Origin of the sequence: Pseudorhodobacter aquimaris, from assembly GCF_001202025.1 — a bacterium.
GTDB classification, from domain to species: domain Bacteria; phylum Pseudomonadota; class Alphaproteobacteria; order Rhodobacterales; family Rhodobacteraceae; genus Pseudorhodobacter; species Pseudorhodobacter aquimaris.
On the sequence record NZ_LGHS01000046.1, the window covers coordinates 230,015 to 252,445 of the forward strand.

The following is a 22,431-nucleotide window of genomic DNA, read 5'->3' on the forward strand; positions in this document are numbered from 1 at the left end:
TACGTCAACGGGGTTTTGGCCCAGTATCTTGAAAGGAAAATGACATGGACGGGAATGATAACGCGGTCGGCAAGTGCCCGGTGATGCATGGTTCGCAAACCGCCTCGGCGGGCACCGATTGGTGGCCCAATGCGCTTAATCTGGATATTCTGCACCAGCATGACAGCAAGACCAACCCGATGGGCGCGGATTTCGACTATCGTGAAGAGGTCAAGAAACTGGACGTACCCGCGTTGAAGGCGGATTTGAAAGCGCTGATGACCGACAGTCAGGACTGGTCGCCGGCCGATTGGGGCCATTATGGCGGCTTGATGATCCGTATGGCTTGGCACTCGGCCGGGACATACCGTTTGGCCGATGGTCGGGGCGGCGGCAACACCGGCAACCAGCGCTTTGCACCGCTGAATTCCTGGCCCGATAACGTTGGCCTTGATAAGGCGCGCCGGTTGCTTTGGCCGATCAAGAAGAAATACGGCAACGCGTTGAGCTGGGCCGATCTGATGATCCTTGCGGGCACGATGGCTTACGAATCCATGGGCTTGCCTAGCTTTGGCTTTGGTTTTGGCCGTGCCGATATCTGGGGTCCGGAAAAGGACGTCTATTGGGGTGCGGAAAAGGAATGGCTGGCGGCAAGTGACGCGCGCTACGGTGATGTCGAGGATGCCTCGACCATGGAAAACCCGCTGGCGGCCGTGCAGATGGGGTTGATCTATGTGAACCCCGAGGGCGTGAACGGCAAGCCGGACCCGCTGAAAACCGCCGCCCATGTGCGTGAAACCTTTGCCCGTATGGCGATGGATGACGAGGAAACCGCGGCCTTGACGGCGGGTGGTCACACCGTCGGCAAGGCGCATGGTGCGGGGAACCCGAAACTGATTGGGGCTGCACCAGAGGGTGCCGGTCTTGAGGATCAGGGCATGGGCTGGCGCAACAACAGCACCGAGAACAACGGTCTTGGGCGGCATACCATGTCCAGCGGTGTTGAAGGTGCTTGGACATCCGAGCCGACGAAATGGGACGGTGGCTATTTCAAGATGCTTTTGGGCCATGAATGGCAGCTGACCAAAAGCCCTGCCGGTGCATGGCAGTGGGAGCCGGTCGATATCGCCGAAGAGGATATGCCGGTGGATGTCGAGGACCCCTCGATCCGTTGCAAGCCGATGATGACCGATGCCGATATGGCGATGAAGGTTGATCCGACCTACCGCGCCATCATTGACCGGTTTGCGAATGACCAGGATTACTTTACCGAGACCTTCGCACGGGCCTGGTTCAAGCTGACGCACCGCGATATGGGGCCGAAAGCGCGCTATATCGGGCCGGATGTGCCTGCCGAGGATCTGATCTGGCAAGATCCGGTGCCTGCGGGTCGAACCGACTACGACGAGGCGGCGGTCAAGGCCAAGATTGCGGAAGCGGGTCTGTCTGTATCCGATCTGGTTGTGACCGCATGGGATTCGGCGCGCACCTACCGCGGGTCGGACTTGCGCGGCGGGGCCAATGGTGCCCGTATCCGGCTTGCACCGCAAAAGGACTGGGAAGGCAATGAGCCTACCCGTCTGGCCGCAAACTTGGCCAAGCTGGAGGCCGTTGCGGCCGATACTGGTGTAAGCCTTGCCGATGTGATCGTGCTTGGCGGCAATCTGGGTGTGGAACTGGCGGCCAAAGCGGCAGGCCATGAGATCACCTTGCCCTTTACCAAAGGGCGCGGCGATGCCACCGCCGAGATGACCGATGCCGAAAGCTTTGCGCCGCTGGAGCCGATCCACGACGCCTATCGCAACTGGCTGAAAAAGGATTACGCCGTCACTGCCGAGGAGCTGATGCTGGACCGTTCGCAGCTTATGGGCCTGACCGCGCATGAGATGACGGTGCTCTTGGGCGGAATGCGGGTGATCGGCACCAACCATGGCGGCACGGGTCACGGGGTCTTTACCGACCGCGTTGGGGCGTTGACGAATGACTTCTTCGTCACTCTGGTCGATATGGGCCATAAGTGGGTGCCAAAGGGCAAGAACCTTTATGAGGTGCAGGACCGCAAGACCGGTGCGGTGAAATGGACGGCAACGCGGGTTGACCTTGTGTTCGGGTCCAACTCTGTTCTGCGGGCCTATTCTGAGGTTTATGCACAGGATGATAACGCGGGCAAATTCGTTCGTGATTTCGCCGCCGCCTGGACCAAGGTGATGAACGCCGATCTGGCGTGACCTGCCCTTACTAAAGAAAATGCCGGGCGCTTTGCCCGGCATTTTTATGTTTGCCGACATTTTTATGTTTGAATGTCGGCTCAGGCGGTTTTCGCCATGGCGTCCAATTGATCGCGTAGTCCTTCGAGTTGATAGCCATAGCGCGCCGGAATCCCGATCAGATCATCGGTTGGCATCTGCCCCGCATGGGCAAGCGCCCAAACGATCGAGGAACGGTTGCCGGATGCGCAATAGGCTAGTACCGGCCCGTTGGCGGCCTTGATGGCGGCGGCCTGCTCGGTCACGTTTTCCATTGTCATCATGCCACCAATGATCGGATTGGCAAAGAACGCAAGGCCTGCGGCCTCGGCCGCCTCTTGCATGGTCTTGGTGTGCAAGAAAGGCATAATCTCGCTGTCAGGCCGGTTGTCGATTACGGCAACGAATCCCGCAGCCTTGATATCCGCCAGATCCGCGGTCTCGATTTGTGGCGAAACGGCATAGGTCGGGGTGAGAGAGCGAATTTCCATCAGCAATCCTTAAGCTTGTGCGTCCTGTGGGGTGATCCATGCACGGACCTTTGGTGCAGCCAACATACCCGCAGCCATCGCGGATAGAAAGAGCAACCCGCCCCATCCGCCAAAGGTGATCGAAGCCATCGCAGGTCCGGGGCACAGCCCGGCCAGCCCCCAGCCCATGCCAAACAGAACCGAGCCGGTGATCAGGTTATTGTCCAACTTGGTGCTGCTTGGGCCGGGCAGGGAGGTGCCAAGAACAGAAGCCGATCGCCGCGCCGCAAAGCGCCACGCGATAACCATCGGCAAAATTGCACCCCCCATCACGAAGGCAAGCGTCGGGTCCCATGCGCCGAAAACATCCAGCCAGCCTTGTACTTTGGTGGTGTCGGTCATCCCCGAGACCAGGGCGCCTGCGCCAAAAATCCCGCCCGCGAGGAAAGAGAAGATATTGCGTTTCATCAGATCACTCCCAAGACATGACGGAAGGCCACCATCACCAAACCGCCGGCAAGCAGGTAAAACACCGTGGCCACCATGCCGCGCAGCGAAAACCGCGAGATCCCGCAAACCCCGTGCCCCGAGGTGCAGCCATTGGCAAACCGCGTGCCTACGCCCACCAACAGACCCGCCGCGATGATCACAATCGGGTTGCTGGTGACATGGGTGCTTGCCCCGCCCCAAAGCAATGCAAGCACGCCGGGCACCAGCATGAGCCCCGCGACAAAGGCAACCCGTTCAGCGGCATTGCTTCGGCCAGAGCCGTCGATCAGCCCGCCCAGAATGCCCGACGCCCCCATGATGCGCCCGTTGATCAGCAAGAACATTGCCGCAGCACCGCCAATCATGAGGCCCCCGATGAGGCCCCAAATCCAATCCATCTCAATCATATTATCCTCGGAATTCATGCCGCAGCGGGGTGCTGCGGCGTTGTTTTTCGCCATTATAGCCGGTTCAGCGGCACCTTGAGGTAGCTTACGCCATCGTCTTCGGGTTCCGGCATCTGGCCTGCGCGCATGTTGACCTGCAACGACGGGATGATCAGTCGAGGCATCGCCAGCGTCGCATCGCGGGCATCACGCATGGCCATGAAGTCCTCTTTGGATTTGCCCGCGCCGATATGGACGTTTAACGCTTTTTGTGCACCGACTGTGGTTTCCCACGCGTATTCCTCACGGCCCGGTGCCTTGTAATCATGGCCGACGAAAATCCGGGTCTCATCGGGCAGGGCAAGGATCTTTTGCACGGAATCAAACAGCGTGGCAGATGAGCCGCCGGGGAAATCACAACGCGCCGTGCCGAAATCGGGCATGAACAGCGTATCGCCGACAAAGGCCGCGTCGCCGATCACATAGGTCAGGCAGGCGGGCGTATGGCCCGGCGTATGCAGCACGTCAGCGCGCAACTGCCCGATCATGAGGCTGTCGCCCTCTTCAAAAAGCTGGTCGAATTGCGATCCGTCCCGCTGAAATTTCGTGCCTTCATTGAACACCTTGCCAAAGGTGTCTTGTACCATGGTGATCCGCTGGCCGATCCCGATCTTGCCCCCCAGCCGTTCCTGGATATAGGGGGCGGCGGAAAGGTGGTCGGCATGGACATGGGTTTCCAGAATCCATTGCAGATCAAGATCTTGGCTGCGCACGAATTCAATCACCGCATCAGCGGATCTGGTGTCGGTGTGTCCCGACGCATAGTCGAAATCCAGCACGGAATCGATAATGGCGCAGGCGCGGCCTTCCGGTTCCTGAACGACATAGGTCAGGGTATTGGTTGCTTCGTCAAAGAATGCGTGAACTTGGGGTTTCATTGGGACCTCCATTAATACGGGCTTGGATCTGATATAGCAGGATTTATACATATTTCAAGAATTGAATATGTAAGATTTCGCCTTGTTGACTTGGGTCAATACCAGGGCAGGGGCCATGTGCTATAAGACTCCCGTATCAGTGGAGGTGGCGATGAAAGGCCAAGATATTCGTCGACAAGAGCTTGAAACGCGGCGCGATCTGTTGACTGCGCGTCTGGCCGCGATTGAGGATGAGCTGGACAGCCACCAGTCTAGGGACTGGGACGATCTGGCGTCGGAACGTGAGCCGGATGAGGTTCTGGAAGGGCTGGGCCTGTCGGGTCAGCAAGAGCTTCGGATGATCGACGCGGCTTTGGCGCGTATGGATGCGGGGGAATACGGTGCTTGCACCAAATGCGGCGCTGACATCAGCGAGGAACGTTTGGATGTTGTACCATTCACGCCGTTCTGTCGCGACTGCGCGGCCTAAATTGAACAAGAACAGGAGAAGACGACCATGACAGACAAGATCAAAGACCAAGGTGCCCAGCCACAAGCAGTGCCCTATGCCGTTGACGGGACTGACGGGCTGTCGGTCCTCTTTAATGAAATGCGGGCGCTGATGTCGGTGTTTCCGGGCGCGGGTTTCAACCCCGGTGCGCCGGTTTCAACCGATGAAGAAACCGAGGCGATGTTCGATAACATGCCGGTTTAACGGCAAAACGACGCTAAATTGCTGTTTTTTGCTGTAATGTGACGCTATGGGCTGCGGATGGGATTGCATAATCTGTCCGCAGCCTTGTTAAATGGGGCAAATGCGGGCACGGGGCCTGCTGGACTTCGGACGGCCTTATGCAAAGCGATACCCCCTCTCTTGTCACCTTGGAACAGCGTGGCGCGGTTCTGGTCCTCTGGATCGACAATCCGCCTGTGAATGCGCTGGGGGCCGGGGTACGTGCGGGGCTCGCAGATGGTCTTGCGAATGCCGCTGACAATCCCGAAATCCACGCTGTCGCGCTTTTGGCGCGGGGGCGCATGTTTTCTGCCGGGGCGGAGATTTCAGAGTTTGGCAGGCCCTCTGATGCCCCGCTCTTGACCGATTTGTGCAACCGGATAGAGAGCAGCCCCAAGCCGGTTGTGGCCGGAATTCATGGCCGCGCCCTTGGTGGCGGGTTGGAGCTGGCGCTTGCGGCCCATGCCCGCGTGGCACTTGCCGATGCGCAGATTGGCCTGCCCGAGGTCAAGCTTGGCATCCTGCCCGGCGCTGGCGGCACCCAGCGATTGCCGCGCCTGATTGAGCCGGATCAGGCATTGTCGATGATGATCTCGGGGAGTCCGGTTGCCGCGCCAGAGGCGCTGGCGATGGGGCTGCTGGACAAGGTGGTTGAAAAGGATCTGGAGGCGGCGACCATCACCTATGCATTGCATATGGCGGGGAATGGCCCTGTGGTTCCGACCCGCGACCGCCGTGACGGATTCCGCGATGGTAAACGCTTCTTTGCTGCGATTGCTGCGGCGCGCAGGACGCAAGAAACCGCTCCGCTGCCGGGCCCGGGGCGGATCATTGATTGTGTCGAGGCGGCGAACCTGTTGCCCTTTGAGCAAGGGCTTGCGTTTGAGCGCGCTGCTTTCAGCGAACTTGTCGCGACCCCAGAATCCCAAGCGCTGCGTCATACGTTTTTTGCGGAACGCCGTGCCGCGCATATGGAGGGGGCGCGGGCCAAGCCGCAGACTCTGGGGCATATTGCGGTCTTGGGCAGCAGGAATGATGCGGTTGCCTTGATAATGGAGCTGCTCTTTGCGGGGTATGATGTGACCATGGTTGATCACGATACGCAAAGCCTGTCCGAGGGGCTGGAGGCGGTGGCCCTGATCCTGGCCGCCGAAGTCAAGGCAGGCCAGATGGCGCAGGCCGAGCATGACGCGCAATGGGCGCGGCTCTATCCTGCCTTGTCGGGCAGCGATGACGGCGAGGCCGCGGATATGCTGTTTCTGACCGGCCCCTATCGGGCGCGGGGGGCAGAGGTGCCTGCCGTCCCGATCAAGGGTGGCGCGCCGATTGTGACCTTGGGGCATTTGGGGGCGGGCGGCGCGCAGGCCCTTGGATTGATCTTGATGCCTGCAAGCCGTAACGGGCATCTGGCCGAAATGCTGATCGCGCCCAACACCCAGCCAGAGGCGATTGCCACGCTGCTGCATCTGCTCCGCAAATTGGGGCGGCCTGTGGTGCAAGGGCAAAACAGCGGCGTGAACGCAGGGCTGGTATTGGCGCTTCAGTCCAGCCTCAAGACGCTGGAGGCCCAGCACGGCCCCGAACCCGTGCGGGATTTGCTGGGCCGTTGGGGTATGATGCGCGACAACAAGGGCCATTTGCCGCCGCCTCTGGGGCCCATCAACCTGTGGTCGGGTCTGGCTGCGCCGGTGATGGGGGCGCTTGCCAATGCGGGGCTTCGTATGATCGGAGAGGGCACGGCGTTGCGCCCGTCGGATATCGATCTGGCGTTTATTCTTGGACATGGATTTCCGCGCTGGGGCGGTGGCCCGATGCTCTGGGCGGGGCGTCGCGGACTTATGGTGCTGCGCGATGATCTAAATCATTGGGCCGGTGATGCCCCAGATATCTGGTCGCCCGCGCCCCTGCTCGATGATCTGATCCGGCAAGGCATTTCGCTTGGAGATCTGAATGATGCGTGACACGCATCCTTAGCCGAGGAAAATTCCCATAACGACCAGCATTAACCCAAGGGCAGAAATCCCCAAGGCGACCATATTATAAATGACTACCTTTTGTAGCGATTTGCGCACCACATCCTCTGGTTCGTCAGAGTTGCGCGCCCGCAGGGCAAGAACAACGCACCAGCCAAGCCCTGCCACCCCGACCAAAGAGACCAGCGCCCCGATCCAAACCAAAACTTCCATGACTGTGCCCTTATCCTTAATCCCGCATTTTCGCCTAACCGAGGATGCTACATCTGACAAGGGCGCAAGCATTTATTGGCGCATGAAACTTTGGCGGCGTTGCAGGGCAATTTATGCCTGACAGCAAAGCTTTGCTTGAACAGCCCCCCTGTGGCAGGCTAGGGAAGGGTCTATCACATTCCATGAGGCAAAGATGAGCGATCCAACCGACCAGTATTCCGTCACAGCAGATGAATTGCGCGCCTTCATTGAACGTTTTGAACAGTTGGACGCGGAAAAGGCTGACTTGGCTGAGCAACAAAAAGAGCTGATGGCCGAAGCAAAGGGCCGTGGCTACGACACCAAGGTTTTACGCAAGATTGTAGCCTTGCGCAAACGCAAGCCCGATGATGTTGCAGAAGAAGAAGCCGTCCTGGAGATGTATAAAACCGCTCTAAATATGATCTAGGGTTCTTGGCCGGGCCATGTTTTATTGGCTTGGCCGCTTCCACGCGGATGTTACGGCCTCACATTACCAACTGGATGTGAATCTGCTAAAATAGTTTATTTTCATCTTGTTAGCAGATAACTGGGGTCCAGTTCTGTCGGTATGTAAACAGGATGAAAATCAGTCTTCGGGCAATTCCTACGGATGCGTCCGGTCTGCCTGCTCTGCCTCGTAGGGGGCGATTGATAGTATCCGCTTAATATTGCTGACACTATGGGGCAGCGAATGGTGTCACGGACATTGCGGTTGTTCTGCTTTCAGGCGATCGCAGCGGGTGTTTCGGGAGACACAGTTTGCACGCCGTTATAAAATGAACGCGAACCTGAACTTCAAGTGACTGCTTGATGCTCGGAGGGCTGCCCGAACCGCCCCGGCTTTACCGGGGGGGGCAAAACTCTCGGAGAACTGCCCGTTATGGAACAGACATAAAAGCAGAAGACCCCAAAGCCGTATTCACCTGAGATTTGTCAGTGCGCGGTGCGGTTGGCGATGAAACACCGTGATGATTGGCAGTCTGAGGCCGCAGCGCTGACAGCTGTTGCATGTAGATTTGGTTGTGCGCCGGACAGTCTTCGCACTTGGGTCCGCCAGATCCAGTTTGATGGCGGCGTCCGCCCCGGACCCGCGAGTCAGAAGAAGGCGCGCATCAAGGAGTTGGAGCGTGAGAACCGCGAACTGCGTCAAGCCAATGAGGTTTTGCGCAAGGCCTTGGCGTATTCTGAACGGCGTGCCATTGTGCGCGACCCGAAGCGGGAATCGTCCCGGGCCAGGTCGGACTCCGCCTTGAGCGTCAAGATCGATGCAGCTTGGGAAGCCAACCGCAAGCTCTATCGCGCGCGGAAGATTTGGCACGTTCTGCGGTGGGAGGGTCAAGATGTCGCCCCCTGTCACGGTTTGCATGGCAAACCATTGCCGGGCAACGGCTGCACCGTTGAGCGTTTGATGCGCAACTTAGGTATCAGGGGGGGTAGCGGCAAAGAGGTCAAAACGACCAACCCGGACAGGTCTGTGCCATGCCCTGACGATAAGGTGAATCGCCTGTTCAGGGCGGATCGGCCAGATTAGCTTTGGGTTCCCGACTTTACCTATGTGCAGACATGGTCAGGGACGGTCTACGTCGCGTTCATGATTGGTGTTTTTGCAAGACGGATCGTAGGTTGGCGCATCTCGATATCCACGAAGACCCAATTTGTTCTTGATGCGCTTGAGTATGCAATATGGCAAAGAAAAACGCCTGATAACAGGGATTTGGCTCACCACTTGGGCCGCCCCTCTCACTGTTTCCAAGAAAACCGTTGCCCGCTGCTTTCTTGGCCCCATCGGGTACATCACCCCCGCAGAAGCACGGGAAGCATTTTATGTCAATCTGAACACACTCGATATTGGCGTCTAATCGTTGAACAAATCATCCCTCCGGTAAACAAGGCGCGGTTCACGAGGATCCGGGGCATCTGTTTGTTGGACGACCGGTCGGCGGCAAGGCTGCCTGCTGTGGCGCCATCTGAATTACACAGCGCCGCAGAAGCCGCACTGTGGAATGCCACTCGGTCAGTGTCGTTCGGTGCAAGGCAGTGGTCGTCAGGTCACGGAGATCTGACTTCGCGCCTCAATTCTGAACGGCTTTATCGCTCTGGCCATACCCTAAATTCGTTCGCGTTAAGGGGCAACGCAACCTTGGCCCTCTTTGTGGACAAACAGCACCCGAGTGGGCCAGAACACAATCAGTGTCAGAATGTCATGATATTGAACTAAGTGGTTTGGTTGGAATATTTTCTGACACTTGAGATAGATCAAGGACGCTTGGCGTGCGGATATTAAAAGTTTAGCAATGAAACGTGCTGTCGCTATAATTTTCAGCTGGGTTATTGCTGTGAGCCTTACTTTGTATGGCCCCTTAGGCATGGCTACTGCCAGCGAAACAGGCACATCGTTTTATATGGAAATCTGCGCTGACGGTATTTCCAAAACCGTTCTCGTTGAAGGCGACGAAATCCCTGCAAACCCGTCTCATGATTGCCATGACTGCGTTGCGTGCAGTCACCTACTGGCTGGCGCGCTGTTTGATGCAAGCGGCACGTATGGCCCGTATAGCCCAATGACTTCGGCGATTACGCTTGTCTATTCCGACAGTCTGTACATCCCCACCGATACCATCCGTCCTATGCCGCGTGGGCCCCCGCCGGGGCACATTGCAATGCAGGCCAAGTCTAAGCTGATCCATGGTGGTCTGACAGATGTTGGCTTCAAAACACACGGCGACGGGCGACCACCTTTGAAGGACGCCAGCGCATGACACTATCTCGTTTTTTCCAAAAAATCATCGTCCTTGCCGCCACGTTGCTCCTTATCGGGCTTCCCGCATCGGCGGAAACGGTTCTATCCAAGCTCTTGCCCGATGTTGTCGCCGCCGAGCTTGTTGACGGAGCAGACGCTTTTGGCGCACTCGACGAAAATATCCCAGCAGTTCAGATCCTCAAAGGCGGAGAGCGCATCGGCTGGGCCTTTGTAACCTCTGATTTCGTGTCTACGACCGGGTACTCGGGCAAACCCATTCACACGATGGTTGCGGTTGATGATGCGGCCAAGGTGATCGGTGTGCAGTTGGTAAAGCACTATGAGCCGATTGTTTTGATCGGTATTCCTGATTCCAAAATCAAAGCACTTGTGGCGGGCTATACGGGGCTTGATCTGGTTGCCGAGGCCGAAAGCGGCGGAACCGCGCATGAGCTTGATATTATTTCCGGTGCGACCGTGACGATCATGGTGATTGACGATTCAATCATCCGCTCGGGGCTGAAGGTTGCGCGCCAGCTGGGACTGGGCGGGCTTGCCGTTGAAGAGCCGGGCGCAGGCCCGCAATTTGAAATCAACCCTGACGCCGAGGCCGCCAGTGACTGGATGACGCTTGAGGGTGACGGCACGTTGCGCCGCCTGTCGCTGGATGTCGGTCAGGTGAACGAAGCTTTTGCGGCGATGGAGGATGAGCGTGCGGGCCAGCGTGCGCTTACAGAGCCGCCGGAAACCACATACATTGAGATGCAGGCGGCCTTGGTGTCGCACCCAGCAATCGCCAAAGCGCTGCTTGGCGACGCGGTTGCACAAAATTTGGATGACTGGCTGGAGGAGGGCGACCACGCTGTCGCCATCTTCGGGCGGGGGCTCTATTCCTTCAAGGGCTCGGGCTATGTGCGCGGCGGTATTTTTGACCGGATCGTGCTGATCCAACATGATGTCTCCGTTCGTTTCCGTGACCGGATGCACAAACGTATCAACACCATCGCGGCTGAGGGCGCACCGGTATTTAATGAGGCGGATCTTTTCAAGATACCGGCTGACAGTGGGTTCGACCCGACACAGCCCTTCCGTATCCAGCTTTTGGCGCAGCGTGAGGTTGGCGCGATTGAAAAGGTCTTTACGACCTTTGATCTGGGGTACCAACTGCCGCCGCAATACATCCGGGCCATAGCGCCACCGGCCGAGGCCCCTGTGCCTGACGCTGTTGATCAAGTCACCACGCAATCCGAGATCGACGCACAACAAGCCCTGTGGAAGCGTATCTGGAAAAGCAAAACCACCGAAATTATCGTGCTTGGCGTGATGCTGACCATTTTGACGGCGGTGTTTTTCTTTCAGTCATTAACAACCCGCAACGAGCGCTGGTTTTTCTGGTTCCGGATGTCGTTCCTCACGGTCACGCTGGTTTATCTAGGCTGGTATGCCAATGCGCAGCTTTCGGTTGTGAACCTGATGGCGTTGTTCGGCTCGCTCGTGTCCGGGTTCAGCTGGCAGGCATTCTTGCTTGATCCGCTGACGTTTATCCTGTGGTTCTCTGTTGCGGCGGCGCTGTTGTTCTGGGGCAGGGGCGCATATTGTGGTTGGCTTTGCCCCTTTGGCGCGCTTCAGGAACTGCTTAACCGTATCGCACGCGCGCTGCACATTCCGCAGTGGACACTTCCATGGGGTCTGCATGAGCGTCTGTGGCCGTTGAAATATATGATATTTCTTGGCCTGTTCGGCGTATCCCTGACCAGCATTGAACAAGCAGAGCGTCTGGCCGAGGTTGAACCTTTTAAAACAGCGATTATCCTGAACTTTGTGCGGGCCTGGCCGTTTGTTGCCTATGTTGCAGCACTGCTGATTGCGGGTCTGTTTGTAGAGCGGTTCTTTTGTCGCTACCTTTGCCCGCTGGGCGCTGCGCTGGCCATTCCGGCACGTATGCGGATGTTTGACTGGCTCAAGCGCTATCATGAGTGCGGCAATCCGTGTCAGACGTGCGCGCATCAATGCCCAGTTCAGGCCATCCACCCAACCGGTGAGATCAACCCGAACGAATGCATCAACTGCTTGCATTGTCAGGTGCTTTACCAATCCAAAACAACTTGCCCTGTCGTGATCAAAAAGATGAAGCGCCGCGCCAAAGATGCGGTCGGCCCTGATCTTGCACGCTTTGTCGGGCATCCAAACCAACAACAAACACCACCAAACCTTAGGAAGGGATGAAAATGTCTGAAGGTAACAAACTGCCAATTTCGCGCAGAAGCCTGCTGGGCGCAACGGCCGGAGGGGCCGCACTGGCCGGGGCATTCGGTTCACGTGCGATGCTGACCGGAACTGTCGCGGTGGGTGCTGCCACAGCTGTCAGTGCAACCAAGGTAAATGCTGCCGGTGCCGAGGTTGCGCCAGGCCAGCTTGATGAATATTATGGTTTCTGGTCGTCGGGCCAGTGCGGCGAGATGCGTATTCTTGGCATTCCGTCAATGCGTGAATTGATGCGCATCCCCGTGTTCAATATCTGCTCGGCCACAGGCTGGGGCTTGACCAATGAATCCAAAAAGATCCTGACCGAAGGGCTGACAGAAAAAACCAAGGCCCAGCTTGCGGCCAATGGTTATGAGTTCCCGCCCAATGGTGACTTGCACCACCCCCATATGTCCTTTACCGAAGGCAAATATGACGGGCGCTTCTTGTTCATGAATGACAAGGCCAATACACGTGTTGCCCGTGTCCGTTGTGACGTGATGAAATGCGACAAGATCCTTGAGATCCCGAACGCCAAGGCGATCCATGGTCTGCGCCCACAACGCTGGCCGCGTACCAACTACATCTTCTGTAACGGTGAAGATGAAGTGCCAATGGTAAACGACGGCAAGATCTTGGATGAGCCTGAGAAGTATGTAAACTTCTACACCGCTGTAAATGCCGACGAAATGACAGTGGCGTGGCAGGTTATGGTGACGGGCAACCTCGACAACACCGATTGTGACTATGACGGGAAATATGCTTTCTCGACGTCGTATAACTCGGAAATGGGCATGACGCTTGCGGATATGACCGAAGCCGATATGGACCACGTTGTTGTTTTCAACATCAAAGAGATTGAGGCCGGCATCGAAGCGGGCGATTTCATCGAGCTTAATGGCGTGAAGGTCCTGGACGGGCGTAAAGGGCAAAACAAGAAATACACCCGCTACATCCCGATCCCGAACAACCCGCACGGCTGTAACATGGCACCGGACAAGATCCACCTTTGCGTCGCGGGCAAGCTGTCGCCCACAGTCTCGGTAATCGATGTTCGCAAACTGGACGCCGTGTTTAATGAAGATGCTGATCCGCGCAGCGTCGTCGTGGCAGAACCGGAGCTGGGCCTTGGTCCATTGCACACCTGCTTTGACGGTGCGGGCCGCGCCTATACCACGCTGTTCCTGGACAGCCAGGTTGTTGTTTGGGACATTGCCAAAGCGATCGAGCTTTATAATGGCGCGGATGTTGACCCCATCATCACCAAAGAGGATGTGCACTATCAACCCGGTCACAACTCCACCGTTATGGGTGAAACCTTGGAAGCATCGGCCAAGTACTACTTGACGATGAACAAGTTCTCCAAGGACCGTTACCTCAATGTTGGTCCGTTGAAGCCTGAAAACGAGCAGTTGTTCGCAATCGACGGTGACAAGCTGACATTGATCCATGATGGCCCGACATTTGCCGAACCGCATGATGCGATTATCGTTGACCCAAGCAAGGTGAACCCGAAATCCGTTTGGGATCGGCAGGATCCGATGTGGGCAGACGCGCGCAAACAGGCCGAGGCGGACGGTGTTGATCTGGATGACTATCAAGATACGGTCATTCGGGATGGCAACAAAGTGCGGGTTTACATGTCCAGCCAGGCACCAAACTTTGCGCTTGAAAGCTTTACCGTGAAGCAAGGCGATGAAGTCACCGTCTATGTGACCAACCTTGATGACATCGACGATCTGACGCACGGCTTTACCATGGGCAACCACGGGGTGGCGATGGAGATTTCTCCACAACAGACGTCGTCGATTACCTTTGTTGCTGCCACCCCTGGTGTGTTCTGGTATTATTGCCAGTGGTTCTGCCACGCACTCCACATGGAAATGCGCGGGCGTATGTTTGTTGAACCAAAGGACGCCTGAATATGCTGCGCTTTCTGACATTCTTGCTGGCTGCCGTGGTTGCTCTGCCCCTTTGGGCGGCAGAGCTGCGCGTGCCGCCAGTGTCAGAAGGCCTTGCCCAAGCCATCGCCGGGGCTTCCCCCGGCGATGTGCTCATTCTGGAGGCGGGCCGCCATCAAGGCCCCATTGTTATTGACCGCCCCCTGACATTGACCGGCCCGCCCGAGGCTGTGATCGATGGTCTGGGAAAAGGAACCGTCGTCACCATCGATGCCGTGGACGTAACGGTCAAAGGCCTCACCATCACTGGCTCGGGTCTGAGCAACGAAGATCTGGATGCTGGTATCAAAATCCTGAGAAAGGCCGACCGCGCGCTTGTTGAAAACAATCGCCTGTTGGGCAACCTGCATGGGATTGACGTGCACGGCGGGCTTGATGCCATGGTTCGCGGGAACACAATCGAGGGCACACGCCACCCGCGCATGAACGACCGCGGCAACGGAATTTATGTTTGGAATTCGCCCGGCGCAATTGTCGAAGGCAACTCGGTTCGCTGGGGGCGCGATGGCATATTTTCGAACGCCTCGCGTCACGGAACCTACCGCAACAACCTGTTCCGCGATCTGCGCTTTGCGGTGCATTATATGTATACCAACAACTCCGAAGTGTCGGGAAATGTCTCGATCGGAAACCACCTCGGCTATGCGATCATGTTCTCAAATCGTGTGGTTTTGAAAGATAACCTCAGCCTGTCGGATGGCAGCCATGGTGTCATGCTTAACTTTGCCAACAACGCCGATGTTTCGGGCAATCTTGTACGCGGCGGGCCTGACAGATGCACCTTCATCTATAACGCCCATAAGAACATCATCGCAAACAACCGTTTTGAGGGCTGCAATATCGGCATTCACTTCACCGCAGGTTCAGAGCGTAATGTGCTTACAGGTAACGCCTTTATCGGCAATCGCACCCAGGTAAAATACGTCGGAACGCGTGACATTGAGTGGAGCTTTGAGGGCCGCGGCAATTATTGGTCCGACCACCCGGGATTTGATCTTGGCGGCGACGGTATTGCCGACAGTGCCTTTCGCCCGAATGATCTGATGGATCACATCCTTTGGTCACAACCCGCGGCTTCCTTGCTGACGGGTGCGCCTGCCGTGCAGCTTATCCGTTGGGCGCAATCCAGCTTTCCGGCCACGCTTCCGGGTGGTGTTGTTGACAGCGCACCGCTTATGTCGGCACCGGTCATAGATGTCCCGTCCGAATACAGCGCGTTCGAAGACACGGCCGCCGCCACCCGCAATGAAAGACAAACTGATGACTTCGACATTGACGATCTCTCAACTCACTAAAACATTCGGTGGGGTAAAGGCCCTGACAGATGTTTCGCTGAGTGTCGCGCCGGGTGAGCGTGTGGCCTTGTTGGGACACAATGGCGCGGGCAAGTCGACATTGATGAAAATTATCCTTGGCCTGATCCCGGCGGATGATGGCAAGGTGTCTGTCTGCGGCGCAGAACCCGGCAATGCAGAGGCGCGCGCGCATGTGGCCTATCTGCCTGAAAACGCGGCTTTTCACTCAGCCCTTACTGGGCTGGAACAGATCACCTACTATATGCGCTTGCGCAATCAGAATACATCAGGCGCGATGGGGTTGCTTGACCGTGTCGGCCTTGGCCATGCCGCCAAGCGCCGTATTGGCACATATTCCAAAGGTATGCGCCAACGCGTCGGCCTTGCCCAAGCTTTGATCGGCCAGCCGCGCCTACTGGTGCTGGATGAGCCGACCAGCGGGCTTGACCCTGTATCGCGCCGCGATTTTTATGAGTTGCTTGATGGGCTTGCAGCTGATGGTGCCGCAATTTTATTGTCGAGCCATGCGCTGACAGAGGTTGAAGCACGCACAGATCAGCTGCTGATCCTGTCAGGTGGCCGACTGGTTGCAGAGGGCACGTTGTCCGAGTTGCGCCGCGAAGCTGCGCTGCCTGTTTCAATGCAGTTGCATCCCGTTAACGGATATGACGCGGACATCATGGCGACCTTTCCCGATGCAATCCGCGTCAACAGCGCCTTGCACCTTACGTGTCTGCAAGACGAAAAGCTGGCCGTTCTTGCGCGCATTTCAGCCCTTGAGGGCAAGCTTTCGGATGTCGAGGTCATTCCGCCAAGTCTGGAAGACATTTACAGCCATTTCAGCCGGAGGGACGGCCAATGATCGCCCGCATCCTCGCTACCGCAGCAAATGAGTTTCATATCGCGCGCCGCAACCGTTGGGTGCTCATCGCGGTATTGCTGATGGTGGTCTTTTCCCTCGTGTTGTCGGCGGCGGGATCCGCGCCGACTGGCGCACTGGGTGCTGATCGCCTGTCTGTTGTCGTGGCTTCGCTCACATCTCTCTCTGTCTATCTTGTGCCTTTGGTTGCGCTGCTTATGTCTTTTGATGCCGTCGCAGGCGAGGTGGAACGTGGCACATTGCCCTTACTGCTGACATATCCTGTGGCGCGCTGGGAGGTGCTTGCAGGTAAACTTGTTGCCCATACCGCCATTCTGATTGTGGCAATCTTGGCCGGCTATGGTGCGGCGGCAGTTGTCACCATTGTCGCGGATCCGACGGCGACGTCAGGATTGGTGGCGCTTTGGCGGCTGACGTGGACATCCGCCCTTCTTGGCGCGACGTTTTTGGGGATCGGCTATGCGTTGTCGTCACTTGCGCGCCGTGTGTCGGGCGCGGCCGGGCTTGCGATCGGGCTGTGGCTTGGTCTGGTGGTACTTTACGATCTGGGTCTGCTTGCGGCAGTTGTCGCGGACGATGGTGGCGCGTTTACGACCAGAGTTTTCCCGCTGGCCTTATTGGCGAACCCGGCCGATGCTTTTCGTCTGTTCAACCTGACCGCGTCACAGGCCACCGCGGTTGCCGCAGGCGTTGGTGGGGCGGCAAACGCCATTCCGCAATGGCAATCGCTGCTTTCGGTTGCGATATGGCCGTTGATCTCATTGGTCCTCGCCGCGCTGGCCTTTCGCAAGGTGGAGCCATGAGGAAACTATTGTTGATATATGCGGTTTTGGCGCTGACCGCCTGCCAAGAGGAGGTCGCGCAAGACACCTCCGCAGTGGCGCTTAACGCCGATGCTGTCGGTCACTATTGCCAGATGAATTTGCTGGAGCATGCCGGCCCCAAAGCACAGGCCCATCTGGCTGGCTTGCCAGCCGCGCCGCTGTTTTTCAGTCAGGTGCGCGATGTGATCGCCTATATGCGGATGCCAGAGCAGAGCCACGCAATCCTGACGATCTGGGTCAACGATATGGGGGCCGAGGGCGCAACCTGGGACAGGCCCGGCACGGATAACTGGATCAGCGCCGAAGAGGCGATCTACGTTGTCGGTGCGCGGGTGGTCGGCGGCATGGGTGCGCCAGAGGTTGTTCCTTTTGGCGACGCAGCCACAGCGCGTGAGTTTGCCGCCGAAAATGGCGGCAACGTTATGAGCCTCAGCGAAATCCCCGATAGTGCCGTTCTGGCCCCTGTGGCCTTGGACGGCGAAGAAACCGATGGCGATTTTGAGGATCGCCTGCGCGCTCTTTCGCGCGAAAATGGAGGGTAAAACCATGACCACAAGACGCCGCTTCCTGTGCATCAGTGCCGCTGCCTTCGCCCTCCCAAGGGCTTTGCAGGCGGCTCCGCTTTACACCTGGCAGGGCACAGCCCTTGGCGCGCGGGCCACGCTGCGGCTGGCGCATCCTGATGCCAAAGCGATCAGCGCAGGTGTTGCCGCCGAAATATCCCGGCTTGAGGATATCTTCAGCCTCTTTCGTCCGAATAGCGCCTTGTCACGCCTTAATCATACAGGCGCCTTGCAGATGGCGCCGTTTGAGTTGCTGGAATGTCTTTCCTTGGCCAGTGCCGTGCATGCCTCCAGTGAGGGGCGTTTTGATCCGACTATTCAACCGCTTTGGGCTGCATATGCCGCGGCCTCTGCGCGGGGTGAGTTGCCGCATGAGAGCGAGATCACTGAAGCTCGCCTGCTGACAGGTTGGGAAAATGTCACCTTTGACAGTTCAAGCATAATGATGCAGCCGGGCATGGCGCTGACGTTGAACGGGATTGCGCAGGGATATATCGCCGATCGCGTGGCAGAAATGTTGAAAGGCAAAGGCCTCACGAATATTCTGATCGACACTGGTGAGTTTCGCGCGCTTGGAGCGCAGCCGAACGGAAAGGCGTGGCCTGTCAAACTCGCTGCCGGGGGCGAAGTACCGCTTGTCACACGCGCGCTCGCTACCTCAGCGCCGCTTGGGACGACCTTCGATGGCGCGTCACAGGTTGGCCATATTCTTGACCCGCGTTCCGGCCTGCCCACACATATGAACTGGCGGGAGATCACGGTTTCTGCAAACTCAGCTGCCCTCGCCGATGCCCTTTCCACATCAGCGTGCTTGTTTGAAACCCGCGACGAGATCGTAGCCTGCCTGTCGCGTTTCCAAAACGCTCGCCTTGAAGCAAGCCATAGTTTGTAAAGAGGATTCGCAAACACAGCCCGGCCGCCATGCAAATTCCGGGCGGGATTTTCTCGTTGGGGGCGCGACTTGTTGTAGCTGTGGGACCGCTCCGTGGATGGGGTTTTTTGACGGGCACCGTTGACCCCTCGTTGTTTGGATCGGTCCTTCCTTACAGTTAAGGAGGCGGAGGGTCCGAGGTGGGTATTGAGAGAGCAAAACCTGAAGAGATCGTCTTGCAGGTGAGGTACAAATGGGGCAAGGCATGGACTGGACTGACGCGACAGATCATCGTGATTGAAAAATCTATTGTCGCTGGAGGGAAAATGCGGCGACTTGGGTATAGAACAGTCCAAGGGTTTTGAGCGACTACAGCGAAAGAACCAGCGGTTGCGTCGTTGGTGTCGGATCTGACACTGGACGAGCTGACCCAACAGCGATCAACGCAGGGGTGGCTATTATGTGGGCGTTCTGATGATCGCGCTGCTGTCTTGCTGAAAAACGAAGAGGGCAGATCACCGACAAATCTGCCAAAAAGCTTTCCGACGCGAGGGGCCTGACGTTGCGTTAGACAACCAAAGAGGGGGGCGGTTGAATTTCTGTGCTGGGTTATGCAGAACGCATCATATGCGTATCGTGTGTTGTGCACCCTCCAGTGGATTGGCGGCAGCGCTGATGTGGCGTATCGCGCGGTGTTCCTGAATGTCAACGGGTTTTAAAATCCAAGATGTCGACACGCGCCGTTAGGTGGGAAAAGCCCCTTGGGCTTTGAACGAAAGGCCGCCTAAACGAGTTGAGACAGCAGAACGCAAGTGTGACAAGGCCAATTCGCTTGCCTGTTAGGTCCGTACCCATGTTGGCGAAATGTGTTTGTGCGCTTCAGTCACATAGCTCGTCGACTTTGTCGCAGTAAATCCGAACAGGGGGCGCATCAACCCGTGACGGTGCCCATTCCAATAAAGCACGTCAACTGGCAAGTTGTTGCTGATCACCTTGAAGCCGTGATCGGTTGACCGTAACTAGGCAGGGGGGAGCTTGCTCCCGATAAGATAAAACTACCTTAAAGGAACAGTGCAATGAAAATTGGTACGCCAATCCCGAATGTAATTTTTAAAACCCGTTTGCGGGATGAGACAATTGGGGGCGAAAACCCGTATCGCTGGTGCGACCAAACCTCCAAGGATATTTTCGCGGGCAAGCGCGCGCTGATTATCGGTCTGCCTGGGGCATTTACACCGACATGCTCAAACCGCCAGTTGCCTGCTTTTGATGAATTGGCCGATACATTCAAGGAGCAGGGCATCGACGAAATCTATTGTGTATCCGTCAATGATGCTTTCGTGATGAAACAATGGGCCGATCACATTGGCCTGAAAAATATCAAGATGATTCCGGACGGGTCGGGCGACTTTACGCGCCGTCTCGGAATGCTGGTGCGCAAAGACAATCTGGGGTTTGGCTTGCGCTCTTGGCGTTATGCGGCCGTTGTTCAGGACGGGATCGTGGAAGGTTGGTTCGAAGAGGCGGGTATTTGTGACAACGCGCCCGGCGACCCCTATGAGGCCTCTACACCTGACGCAGTACTACAATGGCTGCGCGAGGCGAGTGCAAAAAAAGCGGCCTGATCGCACCCAAAGCCAGGAATATTCTGACACGGGCCGGATTGGGGCCAATCCGTAAACGCGGCGACGCTTTACGGTCCGGTTTCCATAAACGCGTCATGTCGAGGTGGCCTCAAAAGGCGCAAACTTGATAGATGAGGGCGCGAGTATTGCACTTGTGACAATCTTTGGACCCTGCGTGACTTTGATCATGCAGGGTTCGGATTTTGTAACAGGTGCATCAAGAGCGCATGTCGCCAGGCGATCGCATGGCCCGGATAAGGGTCAGGGCTTACACTTGTGCCAAAGGGCAAGAAAAACATCAACCGCGCTGGCCGGTGAGCAATCGCATGAAACGCGACCTTGCTATCAGGGCTATGAAGATAGCCATCGCGTTCCGCCAACCGCCCAAAGGCAGCATTCAGCACACGGATCGCGGGTCACAATATTGTTCACACAACCACCAGAAGATACCGCGCCAACACCGGTTCAAAGTATCAATGTCAGGCAAGGGCAATTGCTACGATAATGCAGCCCCCTCCCGGCAGATTTGCGTTGCAAATCACCTGCCAGGCAATGGTTGAGACGTTCTTCGAAACCATCAAAGCCGAACTGATCTGGCGGCATCCTTGGAAGACGCGGCGCCAAGCCGCGAAGGGCAATCTTCCACTACATCAATGATGGGGTGGATGCCCACCCGGCGGCATCGCAATGTGCCAGAATGATAGCAGTTTAAACTGTCATACAAAGGAAGAGCATCCATAGAGAATGTTAGCATAGTAGGAATTGATTTAGCAAAACGGGGCTTCCAACTGCACGGGGCTGCCACCGATGGTTCCGTTGTGTTCCGCAAGAAATTGTCGCGGCCTCAGCTTATTGCGTTCCTGAGTAAGCTTCCAAGGTGCGTTGTTGCTATGGAGGCTTGCGCTACGTCCCATTATTGGGGGCGTGAGATTGGCAAGCTCGGTCACGAGGCTCGTGACGTTGCCCCCTCCGCCTAATCCATTTTGAGATAGCCTCTGGCCCAACCGAAAGGACCAGAGATGAAGCGCAGCAGGTTTACCGAAGAACAGATCATCGGCATTCTGAAGGAGCATGAGGCCGGTGTTTCCGTCGCCGATCTGTGCCGCAAGCACGGCGTCAGCGATGCAACCGTCTACAAGTGGAAAGCCAAGTATGGCGGTATGGATGTTAGCGAAGCCAAACGGCTGAAGGCGCTCGAGGATGAGAACGGCAGGCTGAAGAAGCTGCTCGCCGATGCCATGCTCGACAATTCGGCCTTGAAGGATCTTCTCGGAAAAAAATGGTAGCGCCCGCCGCGAAGCGGCAAGCGGTCGCGCATCTTGTGGAAGACCACGGGATGAGCGAGCGGCGGGCGTGCCGGGTGATCGGCTGTTGTCGGATGACCATGCGCTACGAGGCGGTCCGGCAGGGCGACCCCGTGCTGCGCGAGCGGCTGAAGGAGCTGGCCAAGGTGCGCCGTCGATTCGGCGACAGGCGGCTGCATGTCTTCCTGAGACGCGAAGGCCATGAGGTGAACCACAAGCGCCTGTTCCGCATCTACTGCGAGGAACGGCTGCATGTCCGCCGCCGGGGCGGGCGCAAACGGGCCATGGGCACACGGGCTCCGATGGTGCTGCCAATGATGCCGAACCAGCGCTGGTCCCTCGACTTCGTGTCAGACCAACTCACGGACGGCCGCCGGTTCCGCATCATGACCGTCGTCGATGATTGCACGCGGGAATGCCTGGCTCTGATCGCCGACACCTCACTGTCGGGTGCCCGTGTGGCGCGAGAACTGGCGACCTTGTTTGGCGCCCGCGGCAAGCCCCAGACGATGGTCAGCGATAACGGGACCGAGTTCACCTCGAACGCAATCCTGACCTTCGCCGATGACTGCAAGATCGACTGGCACTACATCGCGCCGGGAAAACCGACCCAGAATGCGTTCATCGAGAGCTTCAACGGCCGACTGCGTGACGAGCTGTTGAATGAAACACTGTTCCCGTCTTTGCACCACGCGCG

General features: G+C 57.2%; 20 protein-coding genes and 4 pseudogenes. 19 read left to right on the forward strand and 5 right to left on the reverse strand.

The window, feature by feature from the left end; translation table 11 throughout:
• Nucleotides 1-44 precede the first annotated feature (44 nt).
• Nucleotides 45-2,207 (forward strand): catalase/peroxidase HPI, encoded by a 2,163-nt coding sequence (katG, locus tag AKU94_RS07630; RefSeq protein ID WP_050526685.1) that lies wholly within the window; start codon nucleotides 45-47, stop codon nucleotides 2,205-2,207.
• A gap of 80 nt (nucleotides 2,208-2,287) precedes the next feature.
• Here the strand turns inward: katG and AKU94_RS07635 are convergent, their stop codons facing one another.
• Genes AKU94_RS07635 through AKU94_RS07650 form a run of 4 tightly spaced genes read right to left on the reverse strand, consistent with a single transcriptional unit; the run spans nucleotide 2,288 to nucleotide 4,508 of the window.
• Nucleotides 2,288-2,716: a TIGR01244 family sulfur transferase gene (locus AKU94_RS07635; protein WP_050526686.1), complete on the reverse strand. Its 429-nt coding sequence runs from the start codon at nucleotides 2,714-2,716 to the stop codon at nucleotides 2,288-2,290.
• A 9-nt stretch (nucleotides 2,717-2,725) separates the two neighbouring features.
• Nucleotides 2,726-3,163, reverse strand: coding sequence for a DUF6691 family protein (locus AKU94_RS07640; protein WP_050526687.1), 438 nt, complete (start codon nucleotides 3,161-3,163; stop codon nucleotides 2,726-2,728).
• Nucleotides 3,163-3,588 (reverse strand): YeeE/YedE family protein, encoded by a 426-nt coding sequence (locus AKU94_RS07645; RefSeq protein ID WP_050526732.1) that lies wholly within the window; start codon nucleotides 3,586-3,588, stop codon nucleotides 3,163-3,165. The genes AKU94_RS07640 and AKU94_RS07645 overlap by 1 nt, the downstream gene beginning before the upstream one ends.
• A 56-nt stretch (nucleotides 3,589-3,644) precedes the next feature.
• Complete coding sequence (locus AKU94_RS07650; RefSeq protein ID WP_050526733.1) at nucleotides 3,645-4,508, reverse strand: MBL fold metallo-hydrolase; 864 nt, start codon at nucleotides 4,506-4,508, stop codon at nucleotides 3,645-3,647.
• Nucleotides 4,509-4,623: 115 nt separating this feature from the next.
• Between AKU94_RS07650 and AKU94_RS07655 the strand changes: the two genes are divergently transcribed.
• From AKU94_RS07655 to AKU94_RS07665, 3 genes are all read left to right on the forward strand, one after another.
• On the forward strand, nucleotides 4,624-4,977 hold the full coding sequence (locus AKU94_RS07655; RefSeq protein ID WP_232295719.1) for a TraR/DksA family transcriptional regulator: 354 nt from the start codon (nucleotides 4,624-4,626) through the stop codon (nucleotides 4,975-4,977).
• Nucleotides 4,978-5,004: 27 nt separating this feature from the next.
• The gene (locus AKU94_RS07660; RefSeq protein WP_050526688.1) at nucleotides 5,005-5,202 is read left to right on the forward strand and encodes a hypothetical protein; all 198 of its coding nucleotides are present in this window, start codon (nucleotides 5,005-5,007) and stop codon (nucleotides 5,200-5,202) included.
• Nucleotides 5,203-5,339: 137 nt separating this feature from the next.
• Complete coding sequence (locus AKU94_RS07665; RefSeq protein ID WP_050526689.1) at nucleotides 5,340-7,181, forward strand: enoyl-CoA hydratase-related protein; 1,842 nt, start codon at nucleotides 5,340-5,342, stop codon at nucleotides 7,179-7,181.
• A 9-nt stretch (nucleotides 7,182-7,190) separates the two neighbouring features.
• Here AKU94_RS07665 and AKU94_RS07670 read toward each other — a convergent pair whose 3' ends face one another.
• Nucleotides 7,191-7,406 carry a hypothetical protein gene (locus AKU94_RS07670; protein WP_050526690.1) on the reverse strand — a complete coding sequence of 72 codons (216 nt, stop codon included), beginning with the start codon at nucleotides 7,404-7,406 and terminating at the stop codon, nucleotides 7,191-7,193.
• 193 nt (nucleotides 7,407-7,599) lie between these two features.
• Between AKU94_RS07670 and AKU94_RS07675 the strand changes: the two genes are divergently transcribed.
• The 15 genes and pseudogenes from AKU94_RS07675 to AKU94_RS07750 form a co-directional block, all read left to right on the forward strand.
• Nucleotides 7,600-7,854, forward strand: coding sequence for a DUF2312 domain-containing protein (locus AKU94_RS07675; protein WP_050526691.1), 255 nt, complete (start codon nucleotides 7,600-7,602; stop codon nucleotides 7,852-7,854).
• A gap of 528 nt (nucleotides 7,855-8,382) precedes the next feature.
• Nucleotides 8,383-8,958: a transposase gene (locus AKU94_RS19120; RefSeq protein ID WP_157056463.1), complete on the forward strand. Its 576-nt coding sequence runs from the start codon at nucleotides 8,383-8,385 to the stop codon at nucleotides 8,956-8,958.
• Between the two features lie 12 nt (nucleotides 8,959-8,970).
• Nucleotides 8,971-9,645 (forward strand): annotated as a pseudogene (locus tag AKU94_RS20875) (DDE-type integrase/transposase/recombinase); the annotation flags it as partial.
• Nucleotides 9,646-9,721: 76 nt separating this feature from the next.
• On the forward strand, nucleotides 9,722-10,186 hold the full coding sequence (locus AKU94_RS07695; protein ID WP_157056464.1) for a hypothetical protein: 465 nt from the start codon (nucleotides 9,722-9,724) through the stop codon (nucleotides 10,184-10,186).
• The gene (locus AKU94_RS07700; RefSeq protein WP_050526695.1) at nucleotides 10,183-12,393 is read left to right on the forward strand and encodes a NosR/NirI family protein; all 2,211 of its coding nucleotides are present in this window, start codon (nucleotides 10,183-10,185) and stop codon (nucleotides 12,391-12,393) included. Before AKU94_RS07695 ends, AKU94_RS07700 begins: the two co-directional genes overlap by 4 nt.
• A gap of 2 nt (nucleotides 12,394-12,395) precedes the next feature.
• Nucleotides 12,396-14,333 (forward strand): TAT-dependent nitrous-oxide reductase, encoded by a 1,938-nt coding sequence (gene nosZ, locus AKU94_RS07705; RefSeq protein ID WP_050526735.1) that lies wholly within the window; start codon nucleotides 12,396-12,398, stop codon nucleotides 14,331-14,333.
• Between the two features lie 2 nt (nucleotides 14,334-14,335).
• Nucleotides 14,336-15,667 carry a nitrous oxide reductase family maturation protein NosD gene (locus tag AKU94_RS07710; RefSeq protein WP_050526696.1) on the forward strand — a complete coding sequence of 444 codons (1,332 nt, stop codon included), beginning with the start codon at nucleotides 14,336-14,338 and terminating at the stop codon, nucleotides 15,665-15,667.
• On the forward strand, nucleotides 15,633-16,529 hold the full coding sequence (locus AKU94_RS07715; protein ID WP_050526697.1) for an ABC transporter ATP-binding protein: 897 nt from the start codon (nucleotides 15,633-15,635) through the stop codon (nucleotides 16,527-16,529). The genes AKU94_RS07710 and AKU94_RS07715 overlap by 35 nt, the downstream gene beginning before the upstream one ends.
• Complete coding sequence (locus AKU94_RS07720) at nucleotides 16,526-17,350, forward strand: ABC transporter permease (protein ID WP_050526698.1); 825 nt, start codon at nucleotides 16,526-16,528, stop codon at nucleotides 17,348-17,350. Before AKU94_RS07715 ends, AKU94_RS07720 begins: the two co-directional genes overlap by 4 nt.
• Nucleotides 17,347-17,913, forward strand: coding sequence for a nitrous oxide reductase accessory protein NosL (locus AKU94_RS07725; protein ID WP_050526699.1), 567 nt, complete (start codon nucleotides 17,347-17,349; stop codon nucleotides 17,911-17,913). The genes AKU94_RS07720 and AKU94_RS07725 overlap by 4 nt, the downstream gene beginning before the upstream one ends.
• A gap of 4 nt (nucleotides 17,914-17,917) precedes the next feature.
• A complete protein-coding gene (locus AKU94_RS07730; protein WP_050526700.1) occupies nucleotides 17,918-18,826 on the forward strand; it encodes an FAD:protein FMN transferase in 909 nt (302 codons plus the stop codon).
• A 1,055-nt stretch (nucleotides 18,827-19,881) separates the two neighbouring features.
• On the forward strand, nucleotides 19,882-20,430 hold the full coding sequence (locus AKU94_RS07735; protein ID WP_050526701.1) for a peroxiredoxin: 549 nt from the start codon (nucleotides 19,882-19,884) through the stop codon (nucleotides 20,428-20,430).
• 308 nt (nucleotides 20,431-20,738) lie between these two features.
• A pseudogene (locus tag AKU94_RS19125) lies at nucleotides 20,739-21,085 on the forward strand (DDE-type integrase/transposase/recombinase); the annotation flags it as partial.
• A gap of 82 nt (nucleotides 21,086-21,167) precedes the next feature.
• A pseudogene (locus AKU94_RS20340) lies at nucleotides 21,168-21,398 on the forward strand (IS110 family transposase); the annotation flags it as partial.
• Between the two features lie 51 nt (nucleotides 21,399-21,449).
• Nucleotides 21,450-22,431: pseudogene (locus tag AKU94_RS07750) on the forward strand (IS3 family transposase); the annotation flags it as partial.

Excerpts from the sequence above, each read along its gene's own strand:
- AKU94_RS07695 (WP_157056464.1), top strand. The coding sequence starts at position 9,722 with ATGAAACGTGCTGTCGCTATAATTTTCAGCTGGGTTATTGCTGTGAGC.
- katG (WP_050526685.1), top strand. The coding sequence starts at position 45 with ATGGACGGGAATGATAACGCGGTCGGCAAGTGCCCGGTGATGCATGGT.
- AKU94_RS19120 (WP_157056463.1), top strand. The coding sequence starts at position 8,383 with ATGAAACACCGTGATGATTGGCAGTCTGAGGCCGCAGCGCTGACAGCT.
- nosZ (WP_050526735.1), top strand. The coding sequence starts at position 12,396 with ATGTCTGAAGGTAACAAACTGCCAATTTCGCGCAGAAGCCTGCTGGGC.
- AKU94_RS07670 (WP_050526690.1), bottom strand. The coding sequence starts at position 7,406 with ATGGAAGTTTTGGTTTGGATCGGGGCGCTGGTCTCTTTGGTCGGGGTG.
- AKU94_RS07730 (WP_050526700.1), top strand. The coding sequence starts at position 17,918 with ATGACCACAAGACGCCGCTTCCTGTGCATCAGTGCCGCTGCCTTCGCC.
- AKU94_RS07720 (WP_050526698.1), top strand. The coding sequence starts at position 16,526 with ATGATCGCCCGCATCCTCGCTACCGCAGCAAATGAGTTTCATATCGCG.
- AKU94_RS07640 (WP_050526687.1), bottom strand. The coding sequence starts at position 3,163 with ATGAAACGCAATATCTTCTCTTTCCTCGCGGGCGGGATTTTTGGCGCA.
- AKU94_RS07665 (WP_050526689.1), top strand. The coding sequence starts at position 5,340 with ATGCAAAGCGATACCCCCTCTCTTGTCACCTTGGAACAGCGTGGCGCG.
- AKU94_RS07660 (WP_050526688.1), top strand. The coding sequence starts at position 5,005 with ATGACAGACAAGATCAAAGACCAAGGTGCCCAGCCACAAGCAGTGCCC.
- AKU94_RS07735 (WP_050526701.1), top strand. The coding sequence starts at position 19,882 with ATGAAAATTGGTACGCCAATCCCGAATGTAATTTTTAAAACCCGTTTG.
- AKU94_RS07675 (WP_050526691.1), top strand. The coding sequence starts at position 7,600 with ATGAGCGATCCAACCGACCAGTATTCCGTCACAGCAGATGAATTGCGC.
- AKU94_RS07710 (WP_050526696.1), top strand. The coding sequence starts at position 14,336 with ATGCTGCGCTTTCTGACATTCTTGCTGGCTGCCGTGGTTGCTCTGCCC.
- AKU94_RS07715 (WP_050526697.1), top strand. The coding sequence starts at position 15,633 with ATGACTTCGACATTGACGATCTCTCAACTCACTAAAACATTCGGTGGG.
- AKU94_RS07635 (WP_050526686.1), bottom strand. The coding sequence starts at position 2,716 with ATGGAAATTCGCTCTCTCACCCCGACCTATGCCGTTTCGCCACAAATC.
- AKU94_RS07725 (WP_050526699.1), top strand. The coding sequence starts at position 17,347 with ATGAGGAAACTATTGTTGATATATGCGGTTTTGGCGCTGACCGCCTGC.
- AKU94_RS07700 (WP_050526695.1), top strand. The coding sequence starts at position 10,183 with ATGACACTATCTCGTTTTTTCCAAAAAATCATCGTCCTTGCCGCCACG.
- AKU94_RS07655 (WP_232295719.1), top strand. The coding sequence starts at position 4,624 with ATGTGCTATAAGACTCCCGTATCAGTGGAGGTGGCGATGAAAGGCCAA.
- AKU94_RS07650 (WP_050526733.1), bottom strand. The coding sequence starts at position 4,508 with ATGAAACCCCAAGTTCACGCATTCTTTGACGAAGCAACCAATACCCTG.